This window comes from Ruegeria sp. SAZD011, assembly GCF_059612545.1.
Genome location: NZ_JBXWQU010000043.1, coordinates 98,530 through 124,847, shown reverse-complemented (window position 1 = coordinate 124,847; position 26,318 = coordinate 98,530). Strand labels below are relative to the sequence as shown.

The window sequence follows — 26,318 nt, the reverse complement described above, 5'->3', positions numbered from 1 at the left end:
CCGTCGGATCAAAGCAGGTGGCGGAGCGGCTGCTCCATCCGGCCTGCGAAATCGGAAATCAGGGCGACGGCTTCGCGAGCCGTCATGTGATGGGCGGCGCATTCGAGCGTGATCGTCAGCCCGGCGCCCGCGCGGGTCAGGGTCAGAACCGGTCTGTCTTCCGGCCCTAGGTCCACCCCGCTGATCGAGCTCATGCGCAGGTCGCGCAGGGTGAGAGCGGGCACGGCCTCGGGATCGGCGGGTTCGACATGAGACAGGGGACCCATCGGCGCGGCATAGGTCGCGACATCGCCAAAGCTCTCGACCGCCACGATCGCGTCGCACCCCAGGCTGGCTCCGGCCAGGCCGGCAAGCAGTGCGCGTGGGTCCGACAGGTCGGCATTCTGTGCCGCCCATGTGGCAAAGCCAGCGAACCCGTCCGATGCAGGCGTGGCGGTCAGGCGCCGCGATGCGGACCCAAGCGCGACAGGTGCGGCAGGGGGCAGCGTTTTCAGCACTTCGAGATCGGAGACATGATATGGTTGCGGGTGACCGGCCTCGACCAGGCGACCCAGTTCCAACCCCTGTTCCAAAGCCAAGCGGCGTGCCTTGGGAGAGGCCAGGATACGGCCGTCCCCAGAGGCGGGGAGCGCGGGTACGGGCCGGGGTCGCACATCCCCCTTTTCGGGTGTCTTCGCAATCGGAACCGGCGCCGGTTCGGCGGCGGGCGCGGTGGTTCTGGCACGGCTCTTTTGCACCGGGTTCTCTGGCTTTTCGACGGCGATCACCGCAATGACCTCGCCCACCGGGGCCTCTTCGCCGGCCTCTGCCAGCAGGGCCGCGACGAAGCCATCGCACCCGGCTTCAACCTCCATCGTGGATTTGTCGGTCTCGACCTCGAACAGCACGTCGCCCGAGGTCACGGCATCGCCCGGCGCCTTGTGCCATGCAACAATCAGCCCGGTGTCCTGTGCCATGCCGAGCGCGGGCATGATCACCCTGTTGCCTTTGGGCAGGTCGGGTGCGGATAGCGCCGCGTCTGCGGACGGTTCCTCGGCCTGGTCGACCTCAGCCGCCTCGCCGATCACGGCGATCACGTCGCCCACCGGTACATCGTCGCCAGCCTTGGCGCGCACCTGGGTGAGAAAGCCCGCGGCCTGGGCCTCGACCTCCATTGTCGCCTTGTCGGTTTCCACCTCGAACAGCACATCGCCCTCGGCCACCGGGTCGCCGGGCGATTTGTGCCAGGCAACGATCAACCCGGTGTCCTGCGCCATGCCGAGCGCGGGCATGATCACCTTATGCGGCATGGATCATCTCCCCGGACATGAGCTTGCGGGCGTTTTCGACCACCGCTTCGGGCGTTGGCACGGTGATGTCCTCAAGCGCCGGGCTGAACGGCACCGGCACGTCCATCGCGCCCATGCGCAGCACCGGCGCATCAAGATGATAAAAGGCCTTTTCGTTGATCCGACCGGCAATCTCGCCAGTGATGCCAAAACTCTGGTGGCCTTCGTCGACGACAATGACGCGGCTGGTTTTCTTCGCCGATTTCAACAGCGCTTCCTCGTCCAGCGGGACGATGGTTCGCGGGTCGATCACCTCGGCGCTGATACCTTCAGCCGCCAGGATCTCGGCCGCCTTTTCACAGACCTGCACCATGGACGAGGTTCCGATCAGCGTGATGTCCGTGCCATCGCGCAGCACATGCGCCTCACCGAAGGGGATCAGGTACTCCTCCTCCGGCACCGGGGCCTTGTCGTTGTACATCAGCTTGTCTTCGAAGATGACCACCGGGTTGTTGTCGCGGATGGCGGTCTTCATCAGGCCCTTTGCCTCGTAGGCCGAGGAGGGCAGCGCTACCTTCAGCCCCGGGATATGGGCGACGAGCGCGTGCAGGGACTGCGAGTGCTGTGCTGCCGAGCGGCGTGTCGCGCCGAGGTTGGTGCGCAACACCAGAGGTACGTTCAGCTTTCCGCCCGACATGTAATGCGTCTTGGCGGCCTGATTGCAGAGTTGGTCCATGATCAGAAAAATGAAGTCGCCGAACATCAGGTCGACCACCGGACGCGCGCCGGTCATGGCCGCGCCGACGGCCATGCCCATGAAGCCCGGTTCGGCAATCGGCGTGTCGATCACGCGGGTCGTTCCGAACTCCTCGACAAGACCGGACAGCACCTTGAAGGGCGTGCCGGCCTCGGCCACGTCCTCGCCGATGATGAATACGGTCTCGTCCCGGCGCATTTCCTCTGCCAGGGCTTCGTTCACGGCCTGGGACAGGGTGATGTTTCGCATATTCTCTCTCCTCAATCCGCAAAAACGTGCATGTCGACTTCGACAGCATCGGGGTATTTGGCGTTGAGTGCGTATTCGACGGCGGCCTTGGCTTCGTCGCGGATCTCGGCCTGCATCGCCTCGAGCTCCTCGGTGCTGGCGATCCCTTCCTTGGTCAGGTATGCGCCGAAGAGGGTGATAGGATCCTTGTTATCCTTCCAATCCTGCTCTTCTTCTTTGGGCCGATAGTATTCGCGGTTGATGTCGCCGACATGGTGACCGTGATAGCGATAGGTCATCAGTTCCATCATGAACGGGCCTTCGCCCTTGCGCGCCCGGGCAACCAGTTTCTGGGTCAAATCGTTAACGGCCAGAACGTCCTGTCCATCGACCGTATGCGCCTCGATCCCAAAGGCCTCGGCACGGGCGGTCAGTGACCCGGCAGCGATCTCGTCCGTCTTGGTGTATTCAGAATAGCCGTTGTTCTCGCAGGCATAGATTACCGGCAGGCCCCAAAGCGCCGCCATGTTCATCACTTCGTACCACAGCCCCTGCGCGGTGGCGCCGTCACCGAAGAAGCAGACTGTCACATCGTCCGAACCCTGCAATTTGGCGCGCAACGCCGATCCGGTGGCGATGCCCATCGACCCGCCGACGATAGCGTTCGCGCCCAGGTTGCCATGGCTCTGGTCGGCGATATGCATCGAGCCGCCCTTGCCCCGGCAATAACCCTCTTCCTTGCCCAGCAGTTCGCAGAACATCTCCTTGAACGCGGCACCCTTGGCCACGCAATGGCCGTGGCCCCGGTGGGTCGAGGTAATGCGGTCGTCATCGGTCAGCGCCTCGCAGATGCCCACAGCGACGGCTTCCTCGCCGGAATACATATGCGTCAGCCCTGGCATCTTCGCCGACAGGTACAATTGATTGGCGTTGTCCTCGAAGGTGCGGATGCGCACCATCTGGCGGTACATGCGCAGATAGTCCTCTGCGTTCGATGTCTTATTGGCGGGGTTCATGGGCGATATCCTTGACAAAATCGCCCGGACCCGAAGGTCCGGGCAGTCTCGGGGAGGTTAGTAGCGATTGGCGATCGGCAGCTCTTCGGCCGGGAAGAGCGAGATCACTTCGCAGCCGGTCTCGGTCACTACGACCTCTTCCTCGATGCGCGCGGCGGAATAGCCATCGGCCGCCGGGCAATAGGTTTCGAGCGCAAAGACCATGCCGGTCTGGATCTCCATCGGATGATCCAGGCTGACCGCGCGACTGATGATGGGCCGTTCATGCAACGCAAGGCCAAGGCCATGACCGAATTGCAGGCCAAAGGCCGCGTCCTCGTTGGGAAAGCCGAATTCCTCGGCCTTGGGCCAGACTTCGGCGACCTTGTCGGTGGTCACGCCGGGTTTGATCATCGAGATCGAAGCGTCGATCCATTCGCGCGCCTTGACATAGGCATCGTTCTGCGCGGGCGTCGCCCGGCCGATATTGAAGGTCCGGTAGTAGCAGGTGCGATAGCCCTGATAGCTTTGCAGAATGTCAAAGAAGGCCTGATCGCCCGGGCGGAACAGCCGGTCGGTGAAGTTGTGCGGGTGCGGGTTGCAACGCTCGCCCGAAATGGCGTTGATGGCTTCTACATCGTCGCTGCCCATCTCATAGAGCATCTTGTTCGACAGGGCGACGATGTCATTCTCGCGCACACCCGGTTTCAGCTCTTCATAGATCATGTGGTAGACGCCATCGACCATCGAGGCCGCCTGGGTCAGAAGCTGGATCTCGTCCCAGTTCTTGATCTCGCGCGCTGCCAGCATGATCTGCTGGCCATCGATCACGTGCAGGCCTTCTTCCTGTAGTGCGTGGAACATCGCCGTTTCGGCATAGTCCACACCCACCGGCATATCACCCATGCCGGCGTCGCGGATAAGACCTGCGATCTGCTTGGCGTATTTCTTCATCAGTCCGAATTCGGGCGGGATGGTGCCGCGCATGCCGACGACGCCTGCCAGGCAATGGTCCGGCTCCAGCCAGTCGGAATAGAGCTTGTGGTGCTGTGCGGCGGAGCCGAAATCCCACACATAGGGGCTGTCGTCACCGGTCAACAGGCAGAAACGGCACATCTTGTCCCGCTCCCATTCGCCGATCTTGGTGGCGCTGACATAGCGGATGTTGTTCACGTCAAACAGCAGCAGCGTACCGGCGGGCGAGTTCTGCAGCGCCTGCCGGGTCCGGGCCAGGCGATACCGCCGCAGGCGGTCATGGTCGATGCGGCGTTCGAAATCGACCGACATGTGCCCCCAGGCCGGCAGCTTGTCGCGCCATTCCCAATTGGGTTCCAGATCCTGCGGGGTAAGCATGTTGGGCATCAGTGCGCGTGACATGTAAGGCTCCTTCGGGTGCGGAGTTGCGCACCCGTTTGTTGATGAAAATCAGTTGTTTACTTCGTTACTTGGTGACCCAGCCACCGTCGATCGAGATCATCTGACCGGTCATGTAGTCGCTGTCGTTCGATGCGAGGAACGAGGCCGTGCCGGTGATGTCATCGGGGTAGGACACGCGCTTGATCACCAGATTGTTCTCGACGATGTCGTCATAGGCCTGCCCGGCCCGTTCCTTGAAACCGATCTCGACAAGATCCTTGTCCAGCTGCTCCCAAAGCGGGGTCACCACGACACCCGGCGCATAGCCGTTCACGGTGATGTTGTGCTCGGCAAGACCCAGCGCGCCGCACTCGGTCAAGGCAAGGCAGCCGTATTTCGAGGTGCAGTAGACGGTGACATCCACCAGCGGCTTGCGCGAGGCGATGCTGCCCACGTTGATCAGTTTGTAGGGGTGATCCTCCATCGGTCCCTGGGCGATCATCTGGCGGGCGGTTTCCTGCATCCCCAGCCACATCGCCTTGGTATTGACGTTCATGATCATGTCCCAGTTGTCTTCGTCGATATCCATAAAGAACCGGGGTTTGTTGAGACCCGCGTTGAACAGGCCCACATTGATCGACCCGAACGCCTCGACCGTGGCCGCCACCGCTGCGGCATTGTCTTCCCTCTTGGTCACGTCGCAATTGACCGCAATAGCGCGGCCATTGCCGGCCGCGTTGATGCGATCGGCCACGTTCCGGGCCTCGTCTCCGTCCAGATCGGCAAGACAGACATTTGCCCCCTGTGCGGCAAAGGCCTCGGCATTGGCCGCCCCCATGCCGCGCGCGGCACCGGTGATCAGAATGTTCTTACCTTTCAGGCGATCGGGGTCCATGGGTCATTCCTCCTCAGGTCAGGTTGTCTTGTGGTGTCGCATCAGCGCATCCGCCCGATCTTGGGCCTTGCGCAAAGCTTCTCGCGGGGGGACGATCCCACGCAGCATGTCGTGAAATTCCTCGCCGCAGATCTGGATGATGTCGCAGATCTCGGGCACCGGCGGGCGTGGCCAGAATTGCAACTCGTCGCGCCAGGACATCCCGTCCACCGCCTCGAAGATCGGCGAGGTGCGGCGGACTTCGGGGTCTGCCCCGACCGAGTAGCGGGGATTTGTCCGACTGCCGTTCTGGACATACATCTTCTGCGCCGCAGGTGAGGTAAACACGGTCAGCGCTTCGACCGCTGCGGGCACCCTGTCTGGTGGCAGGTTGGCCGGGATGCCCATGACATAGCCGCCCACAGGTGCGACCGGTGACGCACCGGGGCCAGCCGGATGCGGCAGGTATCCGGTTTGACCGCAGGCTGGCGAGCTTTCGTCCAGCTCGAAATAGGGCGCGAGCAGGGTATAGCCATAGGCCATCGCGATGGTGCCCGCCGCGTAAGGACGGACGCGCTCGTACCAGGACATCGACAGGATGTCGGGGGGGGAATACTTCAGCAGTTCCATCAGGAACTCGGCGGCGTGCAAGCCCGCCTCGGTGTCGATGGTCGGCTGATAGTTGCGGTCGGACAGGCGGTCGGTTTCGAACCCGCCCGCGATTTTCGGCAGGTTCAGCACCGGCTGGCCGAAATCGGCCATGGTCATCAAGACGGTATGCCCCAGAGCAGTGCCGCGCGCGGCGTTCCAGGCGATGCCGTAACGCCCGCGTGCGGGGTCATGCAATGCCGCAGCGGCCGTCAAGAGGCCCTCGGTCGTTGCGGGCGGTTCCAACCCGGCCTTGGCAAACAGGTCCTTGCGATAGAACAGAAGCTCGGGCGTGGTCTGGGCCGGCACGCCATACGGGCGCCCGCCCCAATGCGCGGCCTTCCACCCGGCGGTATGAAAATCCGCCGGATCAAGCCGCGCGATATCCATCGCCTCGTCCAGCGGCATCAGCATGCCACGCTCGGCATATTCGCCGACCCAGGGCAGGTCCAGGGCGATGATATCGTAGCGACTGGTCTTGCGTTCGGCATTGCGCAGCGCCTCTTCGCGCAAACGGTCGATGGAAAAGGCGCGCTGGTGAATCTGGCTGCCGATGGCCTGTTCGAACTGGCGCTTGAGGGTTTCCATGACCATGAAGGTCGGATCTCCATGCACCAGCACACGGACGCCGCCCGGCACTTTCAACGGCTCAGGCAGAACTTTCAGAGGTGGAACCGTCTGGGCCGACATGTAGGAGCCGCCAAAGAAGTAATCCTTGGTATCAGTCCCGCGCTCACGCCCGCCGAACTGTGCCTCTGCAAGGCGGCGAATGCGGCTCGACAACTTGGCCCAGTGATCCAGCAGTTTCTCGCTGGGATGCATCGAGAAGCTCTTGCCGCTTTTGGTGCGCGGGCGCTGCTCGATCAGTCCAGCGTCCAGCATCTCCTTCATGCGCCGGGTCGCTGTCGCGTATGGAACCTGGCTGGCCCCGATCAACGAGGTGGGAGTGATGGTCTTGGCGTCGAAGTATCCCTCAAGCAGATGCAGCGCCATTCGCAGGTAAGGATTGGGCACGACCAGATCCATCCCGCGATCAAGCTCATCGCTCAGATCATCCAGAAAGGACACCATCTGGAGCATCTCGGACTTTGCCTGAGGCGCAGCCGAACCCTGGTCCATATGTCCCTTCATGGCATTCATCGAGATTTTCCGTATCCTTGCGTTGTGCGATATGCCTTCGCTTGCAGATTTATTCATTTTGGACGAAGCTGAATCTGTCATCGCGCTGGTCCTCCGCAAAATGTTCAAATTGGCATCCGGACCGTATCGCAAAAATGTTCATTTTGGATATCAGCAAGTTCAATTCGGATATTTTGCCTGCATTTCGGATTGGCTCGAACCTGCATGCTGCTGCGCATTCGTCCAACATGACAGGATGATGATTCTCGGCCCGGGAGGGGCTCTGAGAACAGTTATCGCAACTGGATTAATCCGGGAGGAGACCCGCATGAGATTTCGCAACGTACTTGCAACGACCACAGCTGCCGCTCTGGCCTTTGCCGGCGCTGCCACGGCCGAAACCATGAAAATCGGCATCACTCAGAACAACGTGGGCGTGGACAGCTATCAGACCACCTACGAGCAGGCCTTCATCGCGGCGGCCGACGCCAACGCCGATGTCGAAACCGTGGTTCTGGACGCCGGTGGTGATGTCGCGCGCCAGATCGCGCAGGTGGAGGACCTGATCCAGCAAGAAGTCGATGCAATCATCATCTGGCCGACCAACGGCGAGGCCGTGATCCCCGCCGTGCGCAAGGCCCACAAGGCCGGTATCCCGGTCATCGTGACCAATTCGAACATCGCCGAGCAGGGCTTCGGCTTCGTCAAATCCTTCTCCGGCCCCGACAACATCACCCAGGGTGCACGTTCGGCCGAGATCATGTGCGACAAGTTCAAGGCCATGGGCATCGAGAACGAGGCCAAGGTCGTGCACATCACCGGCCAGCCCGGCTACACCACCGCCATCGAACGCGCCAAGGGCTTCAACGATCGCCTGCCCGAGGTCTGCCCGAACGTCGAGCAGATCGACCAGCAGCCCGGCGACTGGAACCGCGAGAAATCGCAACAGGTCATGGAAGCCTTCTTGGTCAAGTATGACGATATCGACGGTGTCTATGCTGGCGACGACAACATGGGCGTCGGCGCCCTGAACGCCGCCAAGGCCGCCGGCCGCGACGGCATCATCTTTGTCGGCGCCACCAACTTTGCCGTGGGGTACGAGGCCATGGCCGCAGGTGAATACTGGGGGTCGATCTATCAGTCTCCGGTCGACGATGCCGAAGCTGCCCTGAAAACCGCCATCGACGTGCTGAACGGTGTCGAAGTTCCGTTCCTGAACTACTTCGACACGCCGAAGATCACCCAGGACAACATGGGCGACTTCACCAAGCCGGTCTTCTAGGACCCGCTTGTTTCCGGGCGCGCATCGCCGCGCCCGGTTCTCAATCCAGATCACAACGTTTTCCCGGGGAGGAGAGCATGGGCCGAGTTTCGGGTCGTTCTTGCATCGTGACCGGCGCCGCCCAGGGCATTGGGCGCGCTATTGGCGAAGCTCTGCTGGACGAAGGCGCGGATGTCTGTTTTGCCGACATCAATGGTGAAAAGGTGGCCGAGGTAGCCGCGGCCAACGCCGAACGGGCCGCCGCGGGCGGTGGACTGGTGACTCATGCCACAGTCGATGTGACCGACCGCGCACAGGTCCGGGCGATGATCGCCCACGCGGTGGGTCTCTTCGGCAAGCTGGATGTCAAGTTCAACAATGCCGGCGTCAACAAGCCGATGAACTTCCTCGATGTGACCGAGGAAAACTGGCGCTTCATCACCGATGTGAACGGGCTGGGTTGCCTGATCGGCATGCAGGAAGCAGCCCGGCAGTTCATCCGTCAGGGTTCCTTCGGCAAGATCGTCAACACCGCGTCGATCGCCAGCCGACAGGGCTTTGACAACGTGGCGCCCTATTGCGCATCGAAATGGGGTGTCGTCTCGCTTACCCAATCGGGTGCGCGCGATCTGGCCAAACATGATATCACGGTCACGGGGTTCGCTCCGGGTGTGGTGGCGACCGAGATGTGGGAGCAGGTCGATCAGGACCTGATGGCAATCGGTGCCGCCGAGCGGCCAGGCCAGGCGATGGAGGAGTTTTCGTCCGATATCCTGAAGGGCCGCGTCGCCACACCGCAGGACATCACGGGAACGACCACGTTCCTGGCATCGAAGGACAGCGACTACATGACCGGCCAGATCGTGATGATCGACGGCGGCATGACGCTGGTGTGACCGCCCGTGCGGGCAGCAGAGGGGAAAGCGCCATGGCAGGACTGACAAAAGAGCAACTCGGTGGATTTCTTGCCCGGCAAGGTATCCTGGTCGCCTTTGTCTTGTTCATGATCGGGTTCACAATCGCCAATGCGCGGTTTCTCGACCCTGATAACATCATGGGCGTGGTGCGCTCGTCGGCCATTCTGGGCGTGATGGCGCTTGGGGTCACCTTTGTGGTGATCAGCGGAAATCTCGACCTTTCGGTCGGCTCGATGATGTCTTTCTCGACCATCGTGGTGCTGGACCTGCACGACAAGATCGGCCCGGCGTTGGCGATCCCGGCGATGTTCGCCATGACCTTGTGCCTGGGCGCGTTCATCGGCTTTCTCGTGGGCTACCTGAAGCTCAATTCGCTAATTGTGACATTGGGTATGCTGTCGGCCGTACACGGCCTGACGCTGACCTATTCCGGTGGTAAGAACATGGACATCGCCGACAAGGAGGGGACCTGGTTCAAGGTCTTCGGTCAAGGAGAGGCGTTGGGCATACCGGTTCCCATCCTGATTTTCGTGGCTCTGGCGGCCGTGCTGGGAATGCTCCTGTCGAAGACCCCGTTCGGGCGCAAGGTCTATGCCGTCGGCGGCAACGGCGTCGCGGCCACGTTCTCAGGCATCCGCCGCGCGCGGGTGGTATTCATGTGCTACCTGATGTCGGCATTTTGTGTGGCCACCGCCGGCCTGTTGCAAGCCAGCCGCAGCCTTGGCAGCCAGAACACCGTCGGCCAGGGCATGGAGCTTGAAGTGCTCGCCGCCGTCATCCTCGGTGGTGCGTCGCTCCTGGGCGGGTCCGGCACGATCTTCAAAACAGTGATCGGCGTGCTGATCCTGGGCTTCATCCAGAACGGTCTGCTGCTGGTGGGCCTGCAGTTCTACGCCCAGTTCATCGTCACCTGGATCATCATCATCCTTGCTGTCTGGCTCGACATCGCGGCCAAGCGCGGCAAGCTCTGGTCGCCAATCGCGTGAGGAAATGGACATGAAACCCGGAACTCTCAGCACATTTCTCAAGCGTGGCGCGATCTGGGCTTTCATCGCCGTCGAGCTGGTCTTCTTCTCGATCGCCGGTGAATATCTTTCAGTCTCGGACAAGGCGTTCATGGATTTCGACAACATGCTGCTCTTGTTCAAACAATCGGCGCCGATCGGAATCATCGCGCTTGGCATGACCATTGTCATGATCAACGGCAATATCGACCTGAGCGTCGGGGCCACCTATGCGCTTGCCGCCATCGTGCTCCTCGACAGCATGACCTGGCCGATCTTCGCGGGCTTGGGAGACTGGGTGATCCCGGTGGCGTGGCTGTTGGCGCTGCTGACCGGTGTTCTCCTGGGCGCGATCAATGGCATCATCGTCTGGAAGACCGGGGTCGATGCATTCATCGTCACGCTGGGGTCGATGCTCGGCTTTCGCGGTCTGGTGTTCATGTATAACGGAGAACAGCCCACCAGCCACCTGAACTGGACGCTGGTCGATTTTTCCGAGGCGCAGTTTCTCGGGCTGCATACCGCAACCTGGTTCCTTCTGGCCGTCACCCTTTTCCTGTGGTTCGTGATGACCCGAACCGTGCATGGACGTAACGCATATGCCATCGGCGACAATCGCGATGCGGCGGTGAATGCCGGCATCCGCGTCGGCCCGCACATGCTGATCAATTTCATGATCATCGGCTTTCTCGCGGCGCTGTCGGCGGTGGTGTTTTATTCCGAAAGCGGGTCGGTCAATCCCAATGACGGCATGCTCTTCGAACTTTGGGCGATTACCGCCGTTGTGCTTGGCGGCACCAAGCTGACCGGGGGTGCGGGGTCGATCGTCTCGACCTTTGGCGGTGTGCTGGCAATCCAGCTTCTGCGCAAGGGGCTGGGCCATATCGGGGCGGACACCGAGACCGTGAACCTGGTGATCGGCCTCATCCTGATCGCGGTCCTGTTCCTGGATCGTCAACTGAACATCAAGGGCAAAGAGGAGTTGCGGACATGAGCGAAAAAACACCCGCCCTGCGCCTGGAAGGCATCGTCAAGACCTTTCCTGGTGTGCGTGCCCTGGACGGGGTATCGTTTTCCGTCATGCCTGGTGAAGTTCATGCCCTGATGGGCGAGAACGGCGCGGGCAAGTCCACCCTGATGAAAGTTCTGGGCGGGATCTATCAGCCCGACGAAGGCAAAATCGTTGTCGGCGAAGAGCCAGCAGTGATGGCTTCGCCGCTTGAGGCGAAATCCAAAGGCATCGTTTTTATTCACCAGGAGTTGAGTCTTGCCGAAGAGCTCTCAGTTGCAGAGAACATCTATCTGGGCGAGTTGCCCCGGAAGAGCTTTGGCCGGGTGGATTGGACCTCTCTTTACGCCAAGACCAACGCCATTCTGGACAAGCTGAAAGTCAAGTTCGACGCCAGGACACTGGTCGGAGAGCTGTCGATTGCCAATCAGCAGATGGTGGAAATCGCACGGGCGCTGACGGTCGACGCAAAGGCCGTGATCTTCGACGAACCCACCGCCTCTCTCACCGATGCCGAGAAGGTGGTTCTGTTCGACGTTATTGCCGATCTCAAGGCGCATGGCGTCGGCATCATCTATATCTCGCACCGGATGGAAGAGATCTTCAAGATCACGGACCGGATCAGCGTGTTGCGCGACGGCAGTTATCGCGGCACCGTCAACACCGCCGAGACCGATGAGGAAGCCGTCACCCAGCTAATGATCGGGCGCAAGCTGGATCTCAGCCGCAACGAAAACCATCACGAGTTGGGCAGCGTCGTTCTGGAAGTGCGCGGGTTGAGCTGCGGCGATCTATATCGCGATGTGAGTTTCGAGGTGCGCCGGGGCGAGGTTGTCGGGTTCTACGGCCTCGTCGGGGCGGGGCGCACCGAGATTGCCGAGACCCTGTTCGGCCTGCGCGAACCCTCGGCGGGAACCATCCTTCTCGATGGCGAGCAAACCCGCATCCACTCCCCCGCCGATGCCATCGCGCGCGGTATCTCGCTGGTGCCCGAGGACCGCAAGGGCCAGGGCCTGGTGCTGGGCATGAATTGCCGGGACAACATGACCCTTCCCCAGGTCGACGACCTAAAGGCTGGACCTTTCGTGGCCGAAGGCTCGGAGATTGCGATCTTTGACCAGTACCGCGACCGCCTCGATATCCGCACGCCGGGCTGGAAGCAGCTTGTCGGCAACCTCTCGGGTGGCAACCAGCAAAAGATCGTCATCGGCAAATGGTTGTCGATGCATCCAAACGTGCTGATCGTGGACGAACCGACCCGCGGCATCGACGTCGGTTCAAAATCCGAAATTCACAACCTGATCCGCGAATTGGCGGCCCAAGGTTATGCGATTATCGTAATCAGCTCGGAAATGCCCGAGGTACTGCATGTCTCGGACCGGATCGTCGCAATGTATCACGGCCGGATCATCCGCACCTTTACCTCGGACGAGGTGACCGAGGACAATCTGATCCAGGCGATTTCCGGGATCGGAGTCGAGAGCGGCGCGCAGGTGGCGTGATGCGCGTTGGCTTTGTCGGGCTGGGTAGGATGGGCGCTTGTATGGCACGCAACCTCGCGCGGGCCGGGTTCGATCTGAGGCTGTGGACTCGCTCGTTGGGCAAGGCGCACGCCTTGGCGGCCGAGTTGGGATGCGCGGTGGCCGACAGCCCGCGCACGCTCTCGGATACGGTGGATGTGGTTGTGACGATGCTGGCCGATGATCCCGCGTCGCGGGTGGTGCATTTCGGGCCCGACGGGCTGTTCGCCGGTCAGCGCGCGACCCGTTTCGTCGAAATGGGCACGATGAGCCCTGATCACCTTCGAGCTCTTGCAGATGCCGCTCGCAGCGGTGTCAGGATTATCGACGCCCCGGTCTCGGGCGCGACGCAGGCGGCGGCAGAGGCACAGCTGGTGATCATGGCTGGATGCGACGCCGAAAGCGCCGCGCCGGTGCAGCCGCTTTTCGACGCGATGGGAAAACAGACCCTCTACCTTGGGGAAACCGGTGCAGGCGCGGTGATGAAGCTGGCGGTCAATTCGCTGATCCACGGCATCAACCAGACCCTGGCCGAGGCAATGACCCTGGCCGAGGCAGCGGGGATTGCGCCCGAGGTTGCCTTTGACGTGATCGAGGCCTCTGCGGCCTGCGCACCGATGCTGAAATACCGCCGTCCGCTTTACCTCGACGAGGCCGGCCATGACGTCACCTTCACCGTGGCGCTGGCGCGCAAGGATATGGAGGTCACTGCCGACCTGGCCCACAAGCTGGGCACCGGGATGCCACAGGGGTTGCGTACATTGGCCATTTTGAAACAGGCCGAGGCCGAGGGATTTGGTGCCCGCGACATGGCCGCGATCCTGAATTACATGCGAGGAAAAAAGTCATGAAAGCTGCGCTTTTCGTGGGCGGCTGGCAGGGGCATGCCCCGACCCATTTCGCCGAGTGGTACAAGGACCTGCTCGAGGCCAGTGGCTTTGCGGTCGACATTTATGACACGCTGGAGCCGCTGGAGCGGCCCGAAGAGCTGGCAGATCTGAGCCTCATTACGCCGATCTGGTCCTCTGCCCGGTCCGGTCACCGCGAAGAGTTCGGCAACATGACCAAGCCACAGGAAGACGGACTGCTCAAGCTGATTGGCGAAGGCTGTGGCCTTGCCGGTTGGCACGGGCATATGGGTGACGCGTTCCGCGACCGCCCGACCTATCACTTCCTGATCGGAGGCCAGTTCGTCGCCCACCCGCCGGGCTGGCCCGACAATCTCCAGCCGAAAGAGGATTACATCGACTATGATGTCACCATCTGCAAGCCGGACGATCCAATCGTGCAGGGCATCCGCAGTTTTCGCCTGACATCCGAGCAGTATTACATGCTGGTCGACCCCTCGAACGAGGTTTTGGCCACAACCACGTTTTCCGGAGATCACCTGTGGTGGATCGAGGGTACGGTGATACCGGTCGTCTGGAAGCGCCGCTGGGACAAGGGGCGCGTGTTCTATTGCTCGATCGGGCACGAGCTTGCCGATCTGAAGATCCCCCAGGTCACCGAGATCATCCGGCGCGGTGCGTTGTGGTCTGCCGCTGGTAAAGACCAGCGACCGAATGTCTGCTGACCAACCTCCCGCGACTTCCCTCAGCGTCGTGCAGAGGCTGCGCCCACTCTGAACGAGCGGGCGAATGCGAGTAGCTTTTTCACCGAGGCGCAGATTATCGGGGTGAACACAATGCAATAGCCCGGTAATCGGCGCGCGAAACGTGGACGCCGATGCCAGCCGAGGGATGTCAAACATGCGCTGGCCGTTGGACTTTGAGCCCGGCTGCTCCGGCCCCTCGCAAAGGGTCCGAAGCCTGGCCGTCATTGATGATTGCCGCGCGAATAGCCCGATATCAACAGGACAGAGTTGCAGGCGAAAAAAGCAAGCGTCCGGGTGTTTGTCCTAGAACGAGGATGGCGTGCATGCGCTGATCACTTTGCAGGCGGTGTCACCTGCATTCCGGAACCGATGGGGAAGGATGCTGGAAAAATAGTAAGCGTCGCCGGGTCCCAGAACACGGGATTGGCCATCGACAGTAACCTCAAGCCTGCCTTCGATGACCACCGCGCATTCCTCGCCCTCGTGCGAAAGCGCGGTGCGACCGGACTCTGCGCCGACTGCATATTCTTCTATCAGCATCTGAAGCTTGCGATTCCGCCGCTCACCCGCGACGAGAAGGTAGGAAATACCGTGAGAGCCAAGGTCGCGCATACCGCTATGGGGAAAAAAGAAGCCTTCGTCGTCCTTCAACTCGAAGCTGAAGAAAAAACCCAGATTCACATCAACACCCGCAAGAATTTTCTTGAGAAGCGCCACTGACGGTTGGGTCGAGGCACTTTCGATCTGTGAGATCGTTCCGCTGCCGACGCCTGCTCTCTTCGCCATTTCACGCTGACTCAAACCCTTCGACGTTCGAATCAAGCGCAATCGCCGCGCGACTTCCAAATCTGATGTGATGGATTCTCCCACGGCGCTTTCCTGCTTTCGATCGAAAGCAGAATAGTCTGGCGCCCCCGATTTTTCAACGTCTTAGAGATCTCTACAAAACCGGCTGCACAGCATTCGGCGCATCTGCAAACATGTCAACAATATTAAAAATCACCAAGAGGGATTTCCGGTGCTCGATAAGCGCAACACTTTGACATCGTTCTGGATGCCATTCACGGCAAATCGCGATTTCCTGCGCGACCCACGGATGATCCAGTCTGCCGAAGGCATGTTTTTTACCAGCGCCGACGGTCGGAAGGTCATGGATGGTACGGCCGGTCTCTGGTGCGTCAACGCTGGGCATCGCGATCCGTTGATCGTAGAGGCCTTGCAGCGCCAGGTCCAAGAGCTGGACTATGCTCCGAGTTTTCAATTCTCGCATCCGCAGGCATTCGAACTCTCCTCAAGGCTGACGACCTTGATGCCCGAGGGCATGAACCACGCATTCTTCACCAATTCCGGGTCTGAATCGGTCGATACTGCACTGAAGATCGCATTGCACTACCACCGGATGCGGGGTGATGCGTCGCGGACTCGGCTGATCGGACGGGAGCGCGGTTATCACGGGACCGGCTTTGGTGGCATTTCCGTCGGCGGGATTGTCAAGAACCGGATGTATTTCGGGTCATTGCTGACGGGTGTCGATCATTTGCCGCATACGCATGAACTTGAGCGTAACGCTTTCTCGCGTGGGTGCCCGGCTCATGGAGCAGAGCTTGCCGATGATCTGGAGCGTATTGTCGCCCTGCATGATGCCTCGACCATCGCGGCAGTGATCGTCGAACCGATGGCGGGCTCGACGGGCGTTCTGTTGCCGCCAAAAGGCTATCTGAAACGACTGCGCGAAATCTGCGACCGATACGGTATCCTCCTGATTTTCGACGAGGTGATTACAGCCTTTGGCCGTTTGGGCGCGGCCACGGCTGCGGAGTATTTCGAGGTCACCCCGGATATCATCACCACTGCGAAGGGGCTGACAAACGGCATCATCCCGATGGGTGCCGTGATCGTGCGGGACGAAATCTACAACTCCGCCATGGAAAACGCGGATGCGCCCATCGAACTGTTCCACGGCTATACCTATTCAGCCAACCCGATGGCCTGCGCGGCGGCCCTGGCAACGCTTGAGAGCTACGAACAAAACGATCTTTTCAGGCGTGCCGCGTTGTTGTCGCGGGTTTGGGAGGAACAGATGCATGCGCTGAAAGGTTTGCCGAATGTCATAGATATTCGGAACCTGGGGCTGGTCGGTGCCGTTGAGCTTGCGTCACGTGATGGCGCACCGGGAGCGCGGGCCTACGAGGCGATGAAACGGGCCTGGGACGCTGGGATCATGATCCGCGTCACCGGAGACATCATCGCGTTGTCTCCGCCGCTGATCATCTCCGAGCCCGAAATCGTAACTCTGTGCCAAACACTGGGCGAGGTTCTGGCGGACCTGCCATGACCCCTGACTGATTTTCCCTGAAGGACCCAGATCATGAAAGATGCATCCCCGATCGATTTGATCGGACACGACAGGCGTGGCCAAATCTTTGCTTCGCCGCATCAAGAAGAAACCCAATCGGTATTCAAGCCCGTGACAGGTGCGCGGTCCGGGCAGGTTCCGCTGGTAGGCGCGCAGACATTGGGCCAAGCGGTTGCCGTTGCCAAATCCAAGGCGACAAATCGTGCCGACCCTTTTCATGTGGTGGATGGTGTCGTGCGATATTGCATCGCCAAAACGCCGGATAGTGTCGCTCTCACCTCGGTCTGTGTTGCTGACAACGTGACCCTGCCGCGTGCCATGTCTTTGGCTGACAGCGGCCCCAAGGCGGCGTTGCCCCGGAATGATCGCCTGGTGAACGGGGTCAACACGGCGCTCCGCACCATTACTCACAAATTCGAAGATCCCAGAAATTTGCTGTCTTGAGCAAATCATTGCCCGTCACGGGACGGGCGCAACTCGCCAACAGGAGGACAAACCCAAATGAGTTTGAACAAGATCAAGAACGTCATGATTGCGGGCGCCATCGGCGCAGTGATGTCGACCGCGGCAGCCGCAGATGACATGAAGCTGCGCTTTGCCGGCGTGTTCCCGATCGACCATCAGGGCACGAAGATGATGGAGCAGGTCGCGGCCGACGTTGCGGCAGCGAATGTCGGACTGACGATTGAAGTCTTTCCGGCAAACCAGCTCGGCTCGGGCGAGGCACTGTTCGAGGACGTGGCGCGCGGCAATATCGATCTGGCCGCTGCCTTTATCTATGCGGATACCGATCCCCGGCTCGAGTTCCTTTCAATGCCGTTCCTTGTGAGCGGCTGGGACGACATGAACAACATCATGCGCAACATGGATTCCGAGTATAACAAGATCCTGCAAGAAATTACCGGGGAATATGGGGTCAAGATCATGGCCCAGAACCCGGAAGGTTTCGTCGGCATCGTTGCCACGCAGGAACCGACCAACTGGAACACTTTCGAAGACAAGGGCATGAACATTCGTGTCTGGTCTTCGAGCGTCGTGAAATCGATGGTCGAAGAGCTCGGCTTCCAGGCAACCACGATGGCCTGGGGTGACATCTTCCCGGCAATCCAGTCCGGCATCGTCGATGGCGCGATCTGCTGCACCAAGACCGCGACCTACTCCATCTTCGCAAAGTCAGACGTCGGTACGCATTTCGTCGAATACAACTCGATCTCTGAACTGACGACCTTCTATGCGTCGCAGAGGACGCTGGACAAGCTGAACGACGAACAGCGCAATGCCCTGCAGGCGGCGATGAGCAAGGCCTCGGACGACTTCTTTGCATACAATCGCGAGAACGACGAGGTCTTTGGGCAGAAGCTGCTCGACAAGGGCTACACCATCCTGAGCCTGAGCGCCGAAGAGCAAGCCGCAATGGCCGCGCATGTCCAGGAAAAGGTCTGGCCGTCAATGGCCAAGAACGTCGGGCAGGACATCATCGACCGTCTGCTGGCAGCCAAGAACAACTGACCAGCGGGGGCCGGCGCAACAGCCGGCCCCTTTTGCTTTGCAGCGTAAAAGGGAAGGGAGGGAGAAAATGTCCAGTACATTGGACGAACGGCCGCCGGTCATCCTCGACGAGGAAAGCAACCGCCCGCAAAGGATCACCGACGAACTGCCTGCTGTCATTGGCTATCCCATGAAGTTGGTAGCATTGGTCATGCGGCAGATCGTGATGTTCACAGGGTTTCTGATGGCATTCACATTCGGCGCCGTGGTCGTGATCAGATACGGATTCGGCGGCGACCTTTTTGCCTACGAGGAATGGCTTCTGGGGATCAGCATCGTCGGCTTTTTTGCCGGTGCTGTCCTCGCCTCGGCGCGAAATCTGCACATCAATGCAGACATACTCGGGATCGTGATCCAGAACCCCCGGCTGATCTGGTGGCGCGGGTTTGTCGTGCTGGTGGTCGAATTGCTGGTGATCCTGTTTCTTGTTTACGCGTGCTATGTCTCGCTGCTTGACGATTTCTCGTTCCCTCGTTTGCGAGCGACCCCCGTGTTGCGCATTCCGTTCGTCAGTTGGCGGATCGGGATCATGATCGCCTTCGGCTTCATGGCGATGTTCACCGCTGCCTACCTCTACGTTCATATCCGCAAGGGCCTTGGCCTTCCGCTGAAATCCGACCTGTCCAGGAGGGCCGCAAAATGATCATCACCGGTAGTCTTCTTATCGTCTGCGCGATGCTGCTTCTTGGTGTCAGCGTCTTTGTGGCCTTTGGCGCGGTTCTGATCTTTATCGCTCTTGTCGGGGATCAATCGATCACGGGATACCTGCCGACGGGTTCGACGGGAATCCGATCACTGGTCCTTCTGGCAATCCCGCTCTTCATGATTGCCGGCGGCATCATGGAGAAAGGCAAGATCGCCGCGCCTCTTGTCGCACTCGCAGAAATGTTCATCGGGCATATCAAGGGTGGTCTCAGCGCAGCCGGCGTCTTGGCTTGCGGGGTCTTCGGGTCGATTTCAGGCAGTGCGAACGCCACGCTGACCTGTATCGGCGGCATCATGATGCCACACCTGAAAAAGGCCAATTATCCAGGAGGCCAATCGGCTGCGCTCATTGTTGCCGCAAGCCCACTTGGTCTTCTGATTCCGCCAAGCTCGTCCCACATCCTGTACGGATGGGTTGCTCAGCAGCACGTTCTGAAATGCTTTCTGTCCACTGTGATCCCGGCGATCATCCTGATCACGCTGCTGATCGTGGTCAATCAGTTCATGCTGCGCAAATACGATGGTATCAACCTGACGGAACGGCCAAGGCCTTTCCTGCCAACCTTCGGTCGTCAGGCACGGCTGGCAGGGCCCGCCCTGATGATGCCTCTCATCATCCTCGGCGGGATCTATGGTGGTATCATGACACCCACCGAAGCGGCAGGTATCGCCGTGGTTTATTCGATCCCCATCGCGATCTATTTCTACCGCGGCCTGACCTGGAAAACTCTGGCTCAAACGATCCAGGGTTCGGGGGTCACCATCGGCGTGGTGATGGTCATGATCTTCATGGTTCTGATCGTATCGGACAACCTGATCGCACAGGGTGCGCCACAGCTGGCCAAAGACCTGGTCTATTCGGTTTCCGATAATCCGATCGTCATCCTGCTGATGATCAACGTCGTGATGATCCTGATCGGGATGCTGATGGATGATATCTCGGGCCTTCTTCTGGCGACTCCGATCCTGTTGCCCATCGCGCAGAGTACCGGGATGGACCCGATCCATTTCGCTGCCGTCATCGGTGTCAACCTCGGCATGGCGAATATCACCCCGCCGACGGCACCTTTGCTCTATCTGGGTGCTCAGGTCTGTGACGAGCCGGTTTCGCGGATGCTTTGGCCGACCTTGATCTTCATCACCTTTGCCTGGCTGCCAACGCTGATGCTGACGACGTTCGTTCCCGAGCTTGCCCTGTTTTTGCCGGACCTTCTGCTCGGGAAATAAGGCACGCAGACCAAGGCTCGTCGGATCAAGACAACAATCGTGCATCCCGGATTGGGTTCCGGGATGCGCGGCAACCGGCCCGACAATTGACACTTGAGAACAAGCGGCAGGCCGGGAGAGCCGGCGAAACGACAGAAACCCGAAACGCGAGGATAACTATGTACAGCAATATATTGGTCGCTCTTTCGTTGGAACACGGCATCAGTGAACAGGCACTTGCGGCAGCCCGCGCCCTGTCTTCCGAGGGAGGGAAAATCACCGCGGTCCATGTCCATGAACCACCTAACAAGCAGATCATGTACTACATGGACGAAGGTGTTTCCGAGAAATCCTATAACAAGGCAAAGTCCAGTCTGGCTGAGCGGCTGCGCGGGGAAACCGGTGTCATTCCTCTTCTGCTCGAAAGCCAGTCGGCCGGGCGGGCGATTACCGAGTTTGCCAACAACAACGGCATAGACTGCATCGTTCTGGCCTCTCACAGACCGGGAATGAAGGAGTTCTTTCTGGGCTCGACCGCCGCATTGGTGGTTCGGCACGCCCATTGCACCGTGCACGTGCTGCGACTGTGATGTTCCTGTCGGGCCCACTCCCGCCAGAGCGCTGGCATTCCTGCCACAGATGGTGATTGGAATCTTGCCAGGCTCTGAGCCTGAGGAGGATCACGCCGGGGTCGCTCCCGCCCCGGCGTGATCTGGTCCATGTGACGTGTGGCCTGAACCTCAGGAATGACTGCATCGGGAGCGACCTCGATCACACTCGGCAGCCAAGGTGGAGCGGCCTTTTTCTCGGATAGTGCTGTGCGCTTCGATCTCACAGAGTGGCCGCCGTTCGCCGTCACGAACTCCATGGTGTTCAATGATGTGCAGTCCTTCTGTCGTGCCGTCGCGGCCAAGCGGCACAAGGGCAATCCCCAAGGCGGGTTTCTGGTGTCTTGTCCGACCGAAAGCTTGTTCGCTGGGGTCTTGTCAGGCGTCTTGGGTCTTCGACATCCTCAAGCTGTCCCAAATGGCTTGCGCAACCGTGCCCTGCGTCACATCACGCCTGCGCATCGCATAATGCGAAACCCGTGTCGGCGGGTAGCCTTCGATGTTGAGCGGCACCAAGGAACCCTCGTCCAATTCTGCCTGTATCATGTGCTGGGGCAAACCGCCCCAGCCCATATTCGCCAGAAGGATCTCCTTTTTGGTGGCAAAGTCGGACACCGTCCAGCGCAAGCCACCCGGCAGGATGCCCCTGCTTTGCGTGGCTGCACGAGCGCTGTCGGATACCACAACCTGGATATGGGTTTGCATCTCGGTATCCGATTTCATCCGGTCGTCCTGGGCGGCAGGAAAATCGGGATGTGAAACGGGGATCATCATGACCGGTCTCAGAGGCAGCGCCTCGATGCGGTCCAGCGGCACGTCATCCAGGGTCGAGATTGCGATCTGCACATCTCCGGCCAGAAGCCTTTCCAGCGATCCCCCCATGTTGTCGCGTGACATCTTGATATGAGTGGCCTGGAACCGGGCCGTCATCTCGCTGACCAGGGACAGGATCGGAGGCAGCGGGTAAGTGGCCGTGACGGTCAGTGCCACTTCGGCCTCTTGCTCGCTGCGCAACGTCGCCGAGATCGACTTGAGTTCCTGTACACGTTGCAGAACGCGTGTGGCATGGCGGTAGATCACCTCGCCACGTTCCGTCAATGATGGTCGATAGGCGTCGCGCGACAACAACTCGAACCCGATCTCGTCTTCAAGCTTTCTCATCATATGGCTGATGGCGGATTGAGCCTTGTTCAAATGACTTGCCGCGGCGCGAAATGTGCCATGTTCGACAATGGCGTTCAATACAATCAGCTGTTCCAGGGTCATGGTCGGGCCTTTACGATGATCTAGTAATTAGATCATAATAGTGAAAAAACGATATTATCAATTGCTGATGGTCGGTTCTAGGTTGCTCTCGGACACAGTCGAGTAACAGAGATGACCCAGACAAACACACGTATCATCCACCGCGATGACCTGCCGTTAGGTGGCTTTGCCGGTATCTTCGAGACCCGCATGGTGCAGAGCCCGCGTGCCTTTCCGGGCGCTGAAAAGCGCCTCGGCATCAGCCATGGATTGGGAGATTTCATCTCTCTGGCGACGGGATATTACAAACCCGGAGACGGGGCGCCGATGCATCCTCATCGGGATGTGGACATCATCAGCTTTATCCCCAACGGCAAGATTGGCCACGAGGGCACTATCGGCCACGGCACAACCATCACGGGGCCGGGTGTCCAGGTGCAACGCGCGGGAACCGGCCTGCAACACGCCGAATTCAATCTGACCGGTCAACATACGGAACTGGTGCAGATCTGGTTTCTGCCTCCGAAACGCGGGCTGAGGCCCGATTACCGGGACATCGCGCTTGAACAGGGGCGGATCACAACGGTGCTGGGCGGGTCAGATGGCACATTCGAGAGCAAGATGACGTGCCAGATCGGTCTTCTGAACCCCGGGCAAACCGCCCGTACCGGGCATCGTTTCGTGGCGTTTCTCAGTAATGGTCACGCCACAGCGAATGGTGAGCCGGTCAAGGCTGGCGACATCATCGAGGGTGATGCGCTCGAACTGGAAACGCAGAGCGGATGCAACCTCGTATTGATCCAATTCACTGAAACCTTCCAATAACGATCGGAGAACACCCATGAAAATCGTAGCGTTTGGCGCAAGCAACACGAAGAACTCGATCAACAAGGCGCTGGCGCGGTTTACCGCAACACTGGTTCCGAATGCCGAGATCGAGATCCTGGACCTGAACAACTATGATCTGCCCATCTTCAGCGAAGATATCGAGAAGGAGATCGGCCAACCGCAAGCAGCCAGAGAATTCTATCACAAGATCGGTTCCGCCGACGGCGTGATCGTATCCTTTGCCGAACACAATGGATCCTATTCCGCGGCCTACAAGAACCTCTTCGACTGGGCGAGCCGGATCGATCAGAAAGTGTTCCAGAACAAACCGACCGTCTATCTTGCGACCTCTCCCGGTCCGGGGGGCGCAGGAAGCGTGCTGGCCGCGGCCAAAGGCTCGGCCCCGTTTTTTGGCGCGGACCTGAGGGCGGCGGTTTCCGTTGCGAGCTTTCATGACGCTTATGACGCCGAAACCGGACGCATCACCGAGCCGAACGCCCTGGCCGATCTGTCCGCTGCGGCCTTGGCATTGTCCATGCAGGAGGTTGCCGAACATGTTGCGTCATGATCGTCTACAACGGCTCGCGGGCTCTTTGGTCATGTCCGCCTTCATGTCGATGGCGTTGTCAGGTGTCTTCAGCCTCTTGGAGTTCGGTGTCTCGTGGCTGTGGCTGCGGGTCTGGGGGCAAAGCATTCTGATTGCGCTGCCTATCGCGTTTTCACTGGATATGATGTTCGGAGACTCGCTGCGTTTTTTCTCGAAGAGAGTGGCAGACAAGGCCGCGCGCGCATGGCTCTGATTTTCAGGTTCGGGAGAGCGATCGCGCTCTCCCGAACCTTGGATTTGAACGCATCGATCACGATTGCGCATCACCTGCCGACATGTGGAAGTCTTGCTTGATCCACGCCGGTGCATCTCGCGGAAGCCAGAGCCTGACCGGCTCGGCGATTTCTTTCGACGACCTGGCCGAATGAGTTATTGGCCAACCGAAACGGCCGCTTCATGAATGTCAGGCAAGCAACCAGAACGTCCCGCCCGGTGCCACGGTTTTGCCATCCGTCACCAACGCGATCATGAAATGCTGGTGTGAGCAGCGGTTCTTGTCGGCGCGCCCGACGGGTGTCAGCCGCGGATTGGCTTACCGGTCCTGGGTCACCTCGATAGCAAGCGCCGTGAGGCTGTCGACCGCCCGCCGCATTTCCGTCATGCTTGCGGGATTGGTCGCGTTGCCCTGCTGCGCCCTTTGGATGACCCCCGTTGCAATCGCGATCAGGCGAAAGAAGGAAAAGGCCAGTGCAAACGCCCAGTCTTGCGGAAGGTCGATCCGGCGCTGTGCGCAGTAGCGTTCGACAAATGCCCTTTCGTCGGGAAGGCCCAGAGCGGTGCGATCCAGCTTTCCCAATCCCTTGATGACTCCCTCTTCCGGCAACCGGAGGCACATGCAGAAATACGCCAGATCTGCAATCGGGTGGCCGAGGGTGCAAAGCTCCCAATCCAAAATGCCGATCAGGGTTTCGGCATCATGGGAAAAGACCAAGTTGTCGATCCTGAAATCGCCGTGCACGATGCTGACCTGCCCGTCATCCTCAGGTTCATGGGCCTCAAGCCAGCGGATCAGGTGTTCGATCCCGGCCGCGTATCCGTCGGCGCTTTCGCGATACTGTTTTGTCCAGCGTCTGAGCTGTCGAGAGAAGTAATTGCCGGGTGCACCGAAATCGGCCAATCCGATTGATGCCGGATCAATCGCGTGCAACCGCGCCAGCGCGGTACAAATCTGGTCATGGACATCGGCGCGTTCCCCGAGGACCAGTTCTGGCAGGGCCGGGTCCCAGAAGATCCGGCCATCCAGCATTTCCATCACGTAGAACATCGTGCCAAGCGGGTTCTGCTCGCCGCTCAGGTGATAGACCCTCGGAACGGGTACCGGCGTGTCTGCCAATGCGCCGAGCACCCGGAATTCGCGGTCCACCTGATGCGCCGAGGACAGGAGACGGCCCGGTGGTTTCGCACGCAGCACAAAGGCATGCGGGCCACTGACGATCCGGTAGGTGGGATTTGACTGCCCACCGCCAAATCGTTCGATCTCGTCGAGCTGACCGAAATTGTCGATATGCGTGGCGAGATAGGTCGACAACTCTTGCCGGTCGAACTGGTGAAGCGGTTTCGGCATGTGACGCGCCTCAGCCCAGACTGATGACGAGTTTGCCCTGCACGCTGCGCTGAGAAAGCTTTTCCAGCGCAGCAGTCGCGTTTTCCAGCCCCTGCATTACCTCGACCTTAGGTTTCACCTTGCCGTCGGTGTAGAAACCGAACAGCTCTGTGGTCGCTTCGGCGTGGCGCGCGGGGTTGCGCTCGACGGCAGCCCCCCAGAACACGCCCGTGATCGAACAGGCCTTGAGCAGTGGCAGGTTCATCGGAAGCTTGGCGATACCAGCGGGAAAGCCGACGACAAGATACTGGCCTTCCCAGGCGATGGCGCGCAGGGCCGGTTCCGAATAGTCCCCGCCGACCGGGTCATAGATGACATCCGCACCCGCCTTGCCACAGAGATCCTTGAACCGGTTTGCGAGTTCCTTATTGTCGAAATCCCCTCTTGGATAGACTAGGCCATCATCGGCCCCGGCATCCAGCGCGGTGCGAAGCTTGTCCTCTGATGAAACCGCCGCCAGCACCCGTGCGCCCATGACCTTGCCCAGTTCGACGGCGGCAAGGCCCACACCGCCAGAGGCGCCGAGCACCAGCAGCGTGTCCCCCTTGCCCAAAGCCGCGCGGTCCCTGAGCGCGTGATAGGATGTGCCATAGGTCATCATGAAGGCCGCAGCATCCTCAAAGGGCATGTCATCGGGTATTTTCGAAACCTTGTCGGACCCGACAACCACACGTTCGGCCAAGCCGCCCCAGCCCGAGAAGGCAAGAACCCTGTCCCCAACGGCGAGACCGGTGACACCGTCACCCACGGCCTCGACGATACCGGAAACTTCGGAGCCGGGGGCAAAAGGGCGGGGTGGCTTGAACTGATACAAATCCCTTATGATCAACAGATCAGGAAAGTTGAGGCCCACGGCCTGAACCTTGACCAGAACGTCACCCGCGGCGGGTGTCGGGGCAGGGATGTCATCTATCCGCAGCGTTTCGGGGCCTCCGGGCGTATGGCTCATGAGCGCTTTCACAGGCGTCCATCCTCTGTTCTGGGGCTTGTCGATCTCTAGCCCAATATTGTTGACAATCTTTATGTTCGCATCTTAGGCTCATACAACATGTATCGCAACCC

26 protein-coding genes are annotated in these 26,318 nt (G+C 60.0%); 16 read left to right on the top strand and 10 right to left on the bottom strand.

The window, feature by feature from the left end; translation table 11 throughout:
• Nucleotides 1-8: 8 nt before the first annotated feature.
• The 6 genes from AC2FLM_RS22670 to AC2FLM_RS22645 all read right to left on the bottom strand — a co-directional run bounded on the left by AC2FLM_RS22670 (nt 9) and on the right by AC2FLM_RS22645 (nt 7,266).
• On the bottom strand, nt 9-1,289 hold the full coding sequence (locus AC2FLM_RS22670) for a biotin/lipoyl-containing protein (RefSeq protein WP_496860055.1): 1,281 nt from the start codon (nt 1,287-1,289) through the stop codon (nt 9-11).
• Nucleotides 1,279-2,274, bottom strand: a complete 996-nt coding sequence (locus AC2FLM_RS22665) for an alpha-ketoacid dehydrogenase subunit beta (protein ID WP_234220001.1) — start codon at nt 2,272-2,274, stop codon at nt 1,279-1,281. The genes AC2FLM_RS22670 and AC2FLM_RS22665 overlap by 11 nt, the downstream gene beginning before the upstream one ends.
• An 11-nt stretch (nt 2,275-2,285) precedes the next feature.
• Nucleotides 2,286-3,269: a thiamine pyrophosphate-dependent dehydrogenase E1 component subunit alpha gene (locus AC2FLM_RS22660; protein WP_496860054.1), complete on the bottom strand. Its 984-nt coding sequence runs from the start codon at nt 3,267-3,269 to the stop codon at nt 2,286-2,288.
• 57 nt (nt 3,270-3,326) lie between these two features.
• A complete protein-coding gene (locus tag AC2FLM_RS22655; protein WP_234219999.1) occupies nt 3,327-4,625 on the bottom strand; it encodes a M24 family metallopeptidase in 1,299 nt (432 codons plus the stop codon).
• Nucleotides 4,626-4,689: 64 nt separating this feature from the next.
• Nucleotides 4,690-5,499: an SDR family NAD(P)-dependent oxidoreductase gene (locus tag AC2FLM_RS22650; RefSeq protein WP_234219998.1), complete on the bottom strand. Its 810-nt coding sequence runs from the start codon at nt 5,497-5,499 to the stop codon at nt 4,690-4,692.
• An 18-nt stretch (nt 5,500-5,517) separates the two neighbouring features.
• Nucleotides 5,518-7,266: an extracellular solute-binding protein gene (locus AC2FLM_RS22645; protein WP_234219997.1), complete on the bottom strand. Its 1,749-nt coding sequence runs from the start codon at nt 7,264-7,266 to the stop codon at nt 5,518-5,520.
• Between the two features lie 307 nt (nt 7,267-7,573).
• Between AC2FLM_RS22645 and AC2FLM_RS22640 the strand changes: the two genes are divergently transcribed.
• From AC2FLM_RS22640 to AC2FLM_RS22610, 7 genes are all read left to right on the top strand, one after another.
• Nucleotides 7,574-8,527, top strand: coding sequence for a sugar ABC transporter substrate-binding protein (locus tag AC2FLM_RS22640; protein WP_496860053.1), 954 nt, complete (start codon nt 7,574-7,576; stop codon nt 8,525-8,527).
• Between the two features lie 77 nt (nt 8,528-8,604).
• Nucleotides 8,605-9,402, top strand: coding sequence for an SDR family oxidoreductase (locus AC2FLM_RS22635; protein ID WP_234219995.1), 798 nt, complete (start codon nt 8,605-8,607; stop codon nt 9,400-9,402).
• A gap of 32 nt (nt 9,403-9,434) precedes the next feature.
• Complete coding sequence (locus AC2FLM_RS22630) at nt 9,435-10,409, top strand: ABC transporter permease (protein ID WP_496860075.1); 975 nt, start codon at nt 9,435-9,437, stop codon at nt 10,407-10,409.
• 10 nt (nt 10,410-10,419) lie between these two features.
• On the top strand, nt 10,420-11,421 hold the full coding sequence (locus AC2FLM_RS22625; RefSeq protein ID WP_496860052.1) for an ABC transporter permease: 1,002 nt from the start codon (nt 10,420-10,422) through the stop codon (nt 11,419-11,421).
• On the top strand, nt 11,418-12,938 hold the full coding sequence (locus tag AC2FLM_RS22620) for a sugar ABC transporter ATP-binding protein (RefSeq protein WP_496860051.1): 1,521 nt from the start codon (nt 11,418-11,420) through the stop codon (nt 12,936-12,938). Before AC2FLM_RS22625 ends, AC2FLM_RS22620 begins: the two co-directional genes overlap by 4 nt.
• A complete protein-coding gene (locus AC2FLM_RS22615; RefSeq protein ID WP_496860050.1) occupies nt 12,938-13,807 on the top strand; it encodes an NAD(P)-dependent oxidoreductase in 870 nt (289 codons plus the stop codon). The genes AC2FLM_RS22620 and AC2FLM_RS22615 overlap by 1 nt, the downstream gene beginning before the upstream one ends.
• On the top strand, nt 13,804-14,529 hold the full coding sequence (locus AC2FLM_RS22610) for a ThuA domain-containing protein (protein ID WP_496860049.1): 726 nt from the start codon (nt 13,804-13,806) through the stop codon (nt 14,527-14,529). The genes AC2FLM_RS22615 and AC2FLM_RS22610 overlap by 4 nt, the downstream gene beginning before the upstream one ends.
• Nucleotides 14,530-14,853: 324 nt before the next feature.
• Here AC2FLM_RS22610 and AC2FLM_RS22605 read toward each other — a convergent pair whose 3' ends face one another.
• Complete coding sequence (locus AC2FLM_RS22605) at nt 14,854-15,420, bottom strand: cupin domain-containing protein (RefSeq protein WP_496860048.1); 567 nt, start codon at nt 15,418-15,420, stop codon at nt 14,854-14,856.
• A gap of 148 nt (nt 15,421-15,568) precedes the next feature.
• On the opposite strand from AC2FLM_RS22605, the gene aptA reads away from it, so the two are divergent.
• The 6 genes from aptA to AC2FLM_RS22575 all read left to right on the top strand — a co-directional run bounded on the left by aptA (nt 15,569) and on the right by AC2FLM_RS22575 (nt 20,955).
• On the top strand, nt 15,569-16,885 hold the full coding sequence (gene aptA, locus AC2FLM_RS22600) for an omega-aminotransferase AptA (protein ID WP_496860047.1): 1,317 nt from the start codon (nt 15,569-15,571) through the stop codon (nt 16,883-16,885).
• A gap of 33 nt (nt 16,886-16,918) precedes the next feature.
• Nucleotides 16,919-17,350, top strand: a complete 432-nt coding sequence (locus AC2FLM_RS22595) for a hypothetical protein (RefSeq protein ID WP_496860046.1) — start codon at nt 16,919-16,921, stop codon at nt 17,348-17,350.
• Between the two features lie 84 nt (nt 17,351-17,434).
• Nucleotides 17,435-18,415, top strand: a complete 981-nt coding sequence (dctP, locus tag AC2FLM_RS22590; RefSeq protein ID WP_496860045.1) for a TRAP transporter substrate-binding protein DctP — start codon at nt 17,435-17,437, stop codon at nt 18,413-18,415.
• Nucleotides 18,416-18,482: 67 nt separating this feature from the next.
• Nucleotides 18,483-19,097 (top strand): TRAP transporter small permease subunit, encoded by a 615-nt coding sequence (locus AC2FLM_RS22585; protein WP_234143776.1) that lies wholly within the window; start codon nt 18,483-18,485, stop codon nt 19,095-19,097.
• Complete coding sequence (locus AC2FLM_RS22580) at nt 19,094-20,386, top strand: TRAP transporter large permease (protein ID WP_234219986.1); 1,293 nt, start codon at nt 19,094-19,096, stop codon at nt 20,384-20,386. The genes AC2FLM_RS22585 and AC2FLM_RS22580 overlap by 4 nt, the downstream gene beginning before the upstream one ends.
• A 188-nt stretch (nt 20,387-20,574) precedes the next feature.
• Entirely contained in the window at nt 20,575-20,955 is a 381-nt protein-coding gene (locus AC2FLM_RS22575; protein ID WP_234143778.1) for a universal stress protein, read from the top strand.
• A gap of 396 nt (nt 20,956-21,351) precedes the next feature.
• Here the strand turns inward: AC2FLM_RS22575 and AC2FLM_RS22570 are convergent, their stop codons facing one another.
• On the bottom strand, nt 21,352-22,239 hold the full coding sequence (locus tag AC2FLM_RS22570; protein ID WP_496860044.1) for a LysR family transcriptional regulator: 888 nt from the start codon (nt 22,237-22,239) through the stop codon (nt 21,352-21,354).
• Between the two features lie 111 nt (nt 22,240-22,350).
• Between AC2FLM_RS22570 and AC2FLM_RS22565 the strand changes: the two genes are divergently transcribed.
• From AC2FLM_RS22565 to AC2FLM_RS22555, 3 genes are read left to right on the top strand one after another with little or no spacing between them, the layout of a single operon-like run.
• A complete protein-coding gene (locus AC2FLM_RS22565; RefSeq protein ID WP_496860043.1) occupies nt 22,351-23,043 on the top strand; it encodes a pirin family protein in 693 nt (230 codons plus the stop codon).
• Between the two features lie 16 nt (nt 23,044-23,059).
• Complete coding sequence (locus AC2FLM_RS22560) at nt 23,060-23,614, top strand: NAD(P)H-dependent oxidoreductase (protein ID WP_234143781.1); 555 nt, start codon at nt 23,060-23,062, stop codon at nt 23,612-23,614.
• Nucleotides 23,601-23,846 carry a DUF2798 domain-containing protein gene (locus AC2FLM_RS22555; protein WP_234184812.1) on the top strand — a complete coding sequence of 82 codons (246 nt, stop codon included), beginning with the start codon at nt 23,601-23,603 and terminating at the stop codon, nt 23,844-23,846. The genes AC2FLM_RS22560 and AC2FLM_RS22555 overlap by 14 nt, the downstream gene beginning before the upstream one ends.
• 339 nt (nt 23,847-24,185) lie before the next feature.
• On the opposite strand, the gene AC2FLM_RS22550 is transcribed toward AC2FLM_RS22555, so the two are convergent.
• Both AC2FLM_RS22550 and AC2FLM_RS22545 read right to left on the bottom strand, forming a co-directional pair.
• Nucleotides 24,186-25,217 (bottom strand): phosphotransferase family protein, encoded by a 1,032-nt coding sequence (locus AC2FLM_RS22550; RefSeq protein WP_496860042.1) that lies wholly within the window; start codon nt 25,215-25,217, stop codon nt 24,186-24,188.
• 10 nt (nt 25,218-25,227) lie between these two features.
• Nucleotides 25,228-26,205, bottom strand: a complete 978-nt coding sequence (locus AC2FLM_RS22545) for an NADPH:quinone oxidoreductase family protein (protein ID WP_496860041.1) — start codon at nt 26,203-26,205, stop codon at nt 25,228-25,230.
• Nucleotides 26,206-26,318 lie beyond the last annotated feature (113 nt).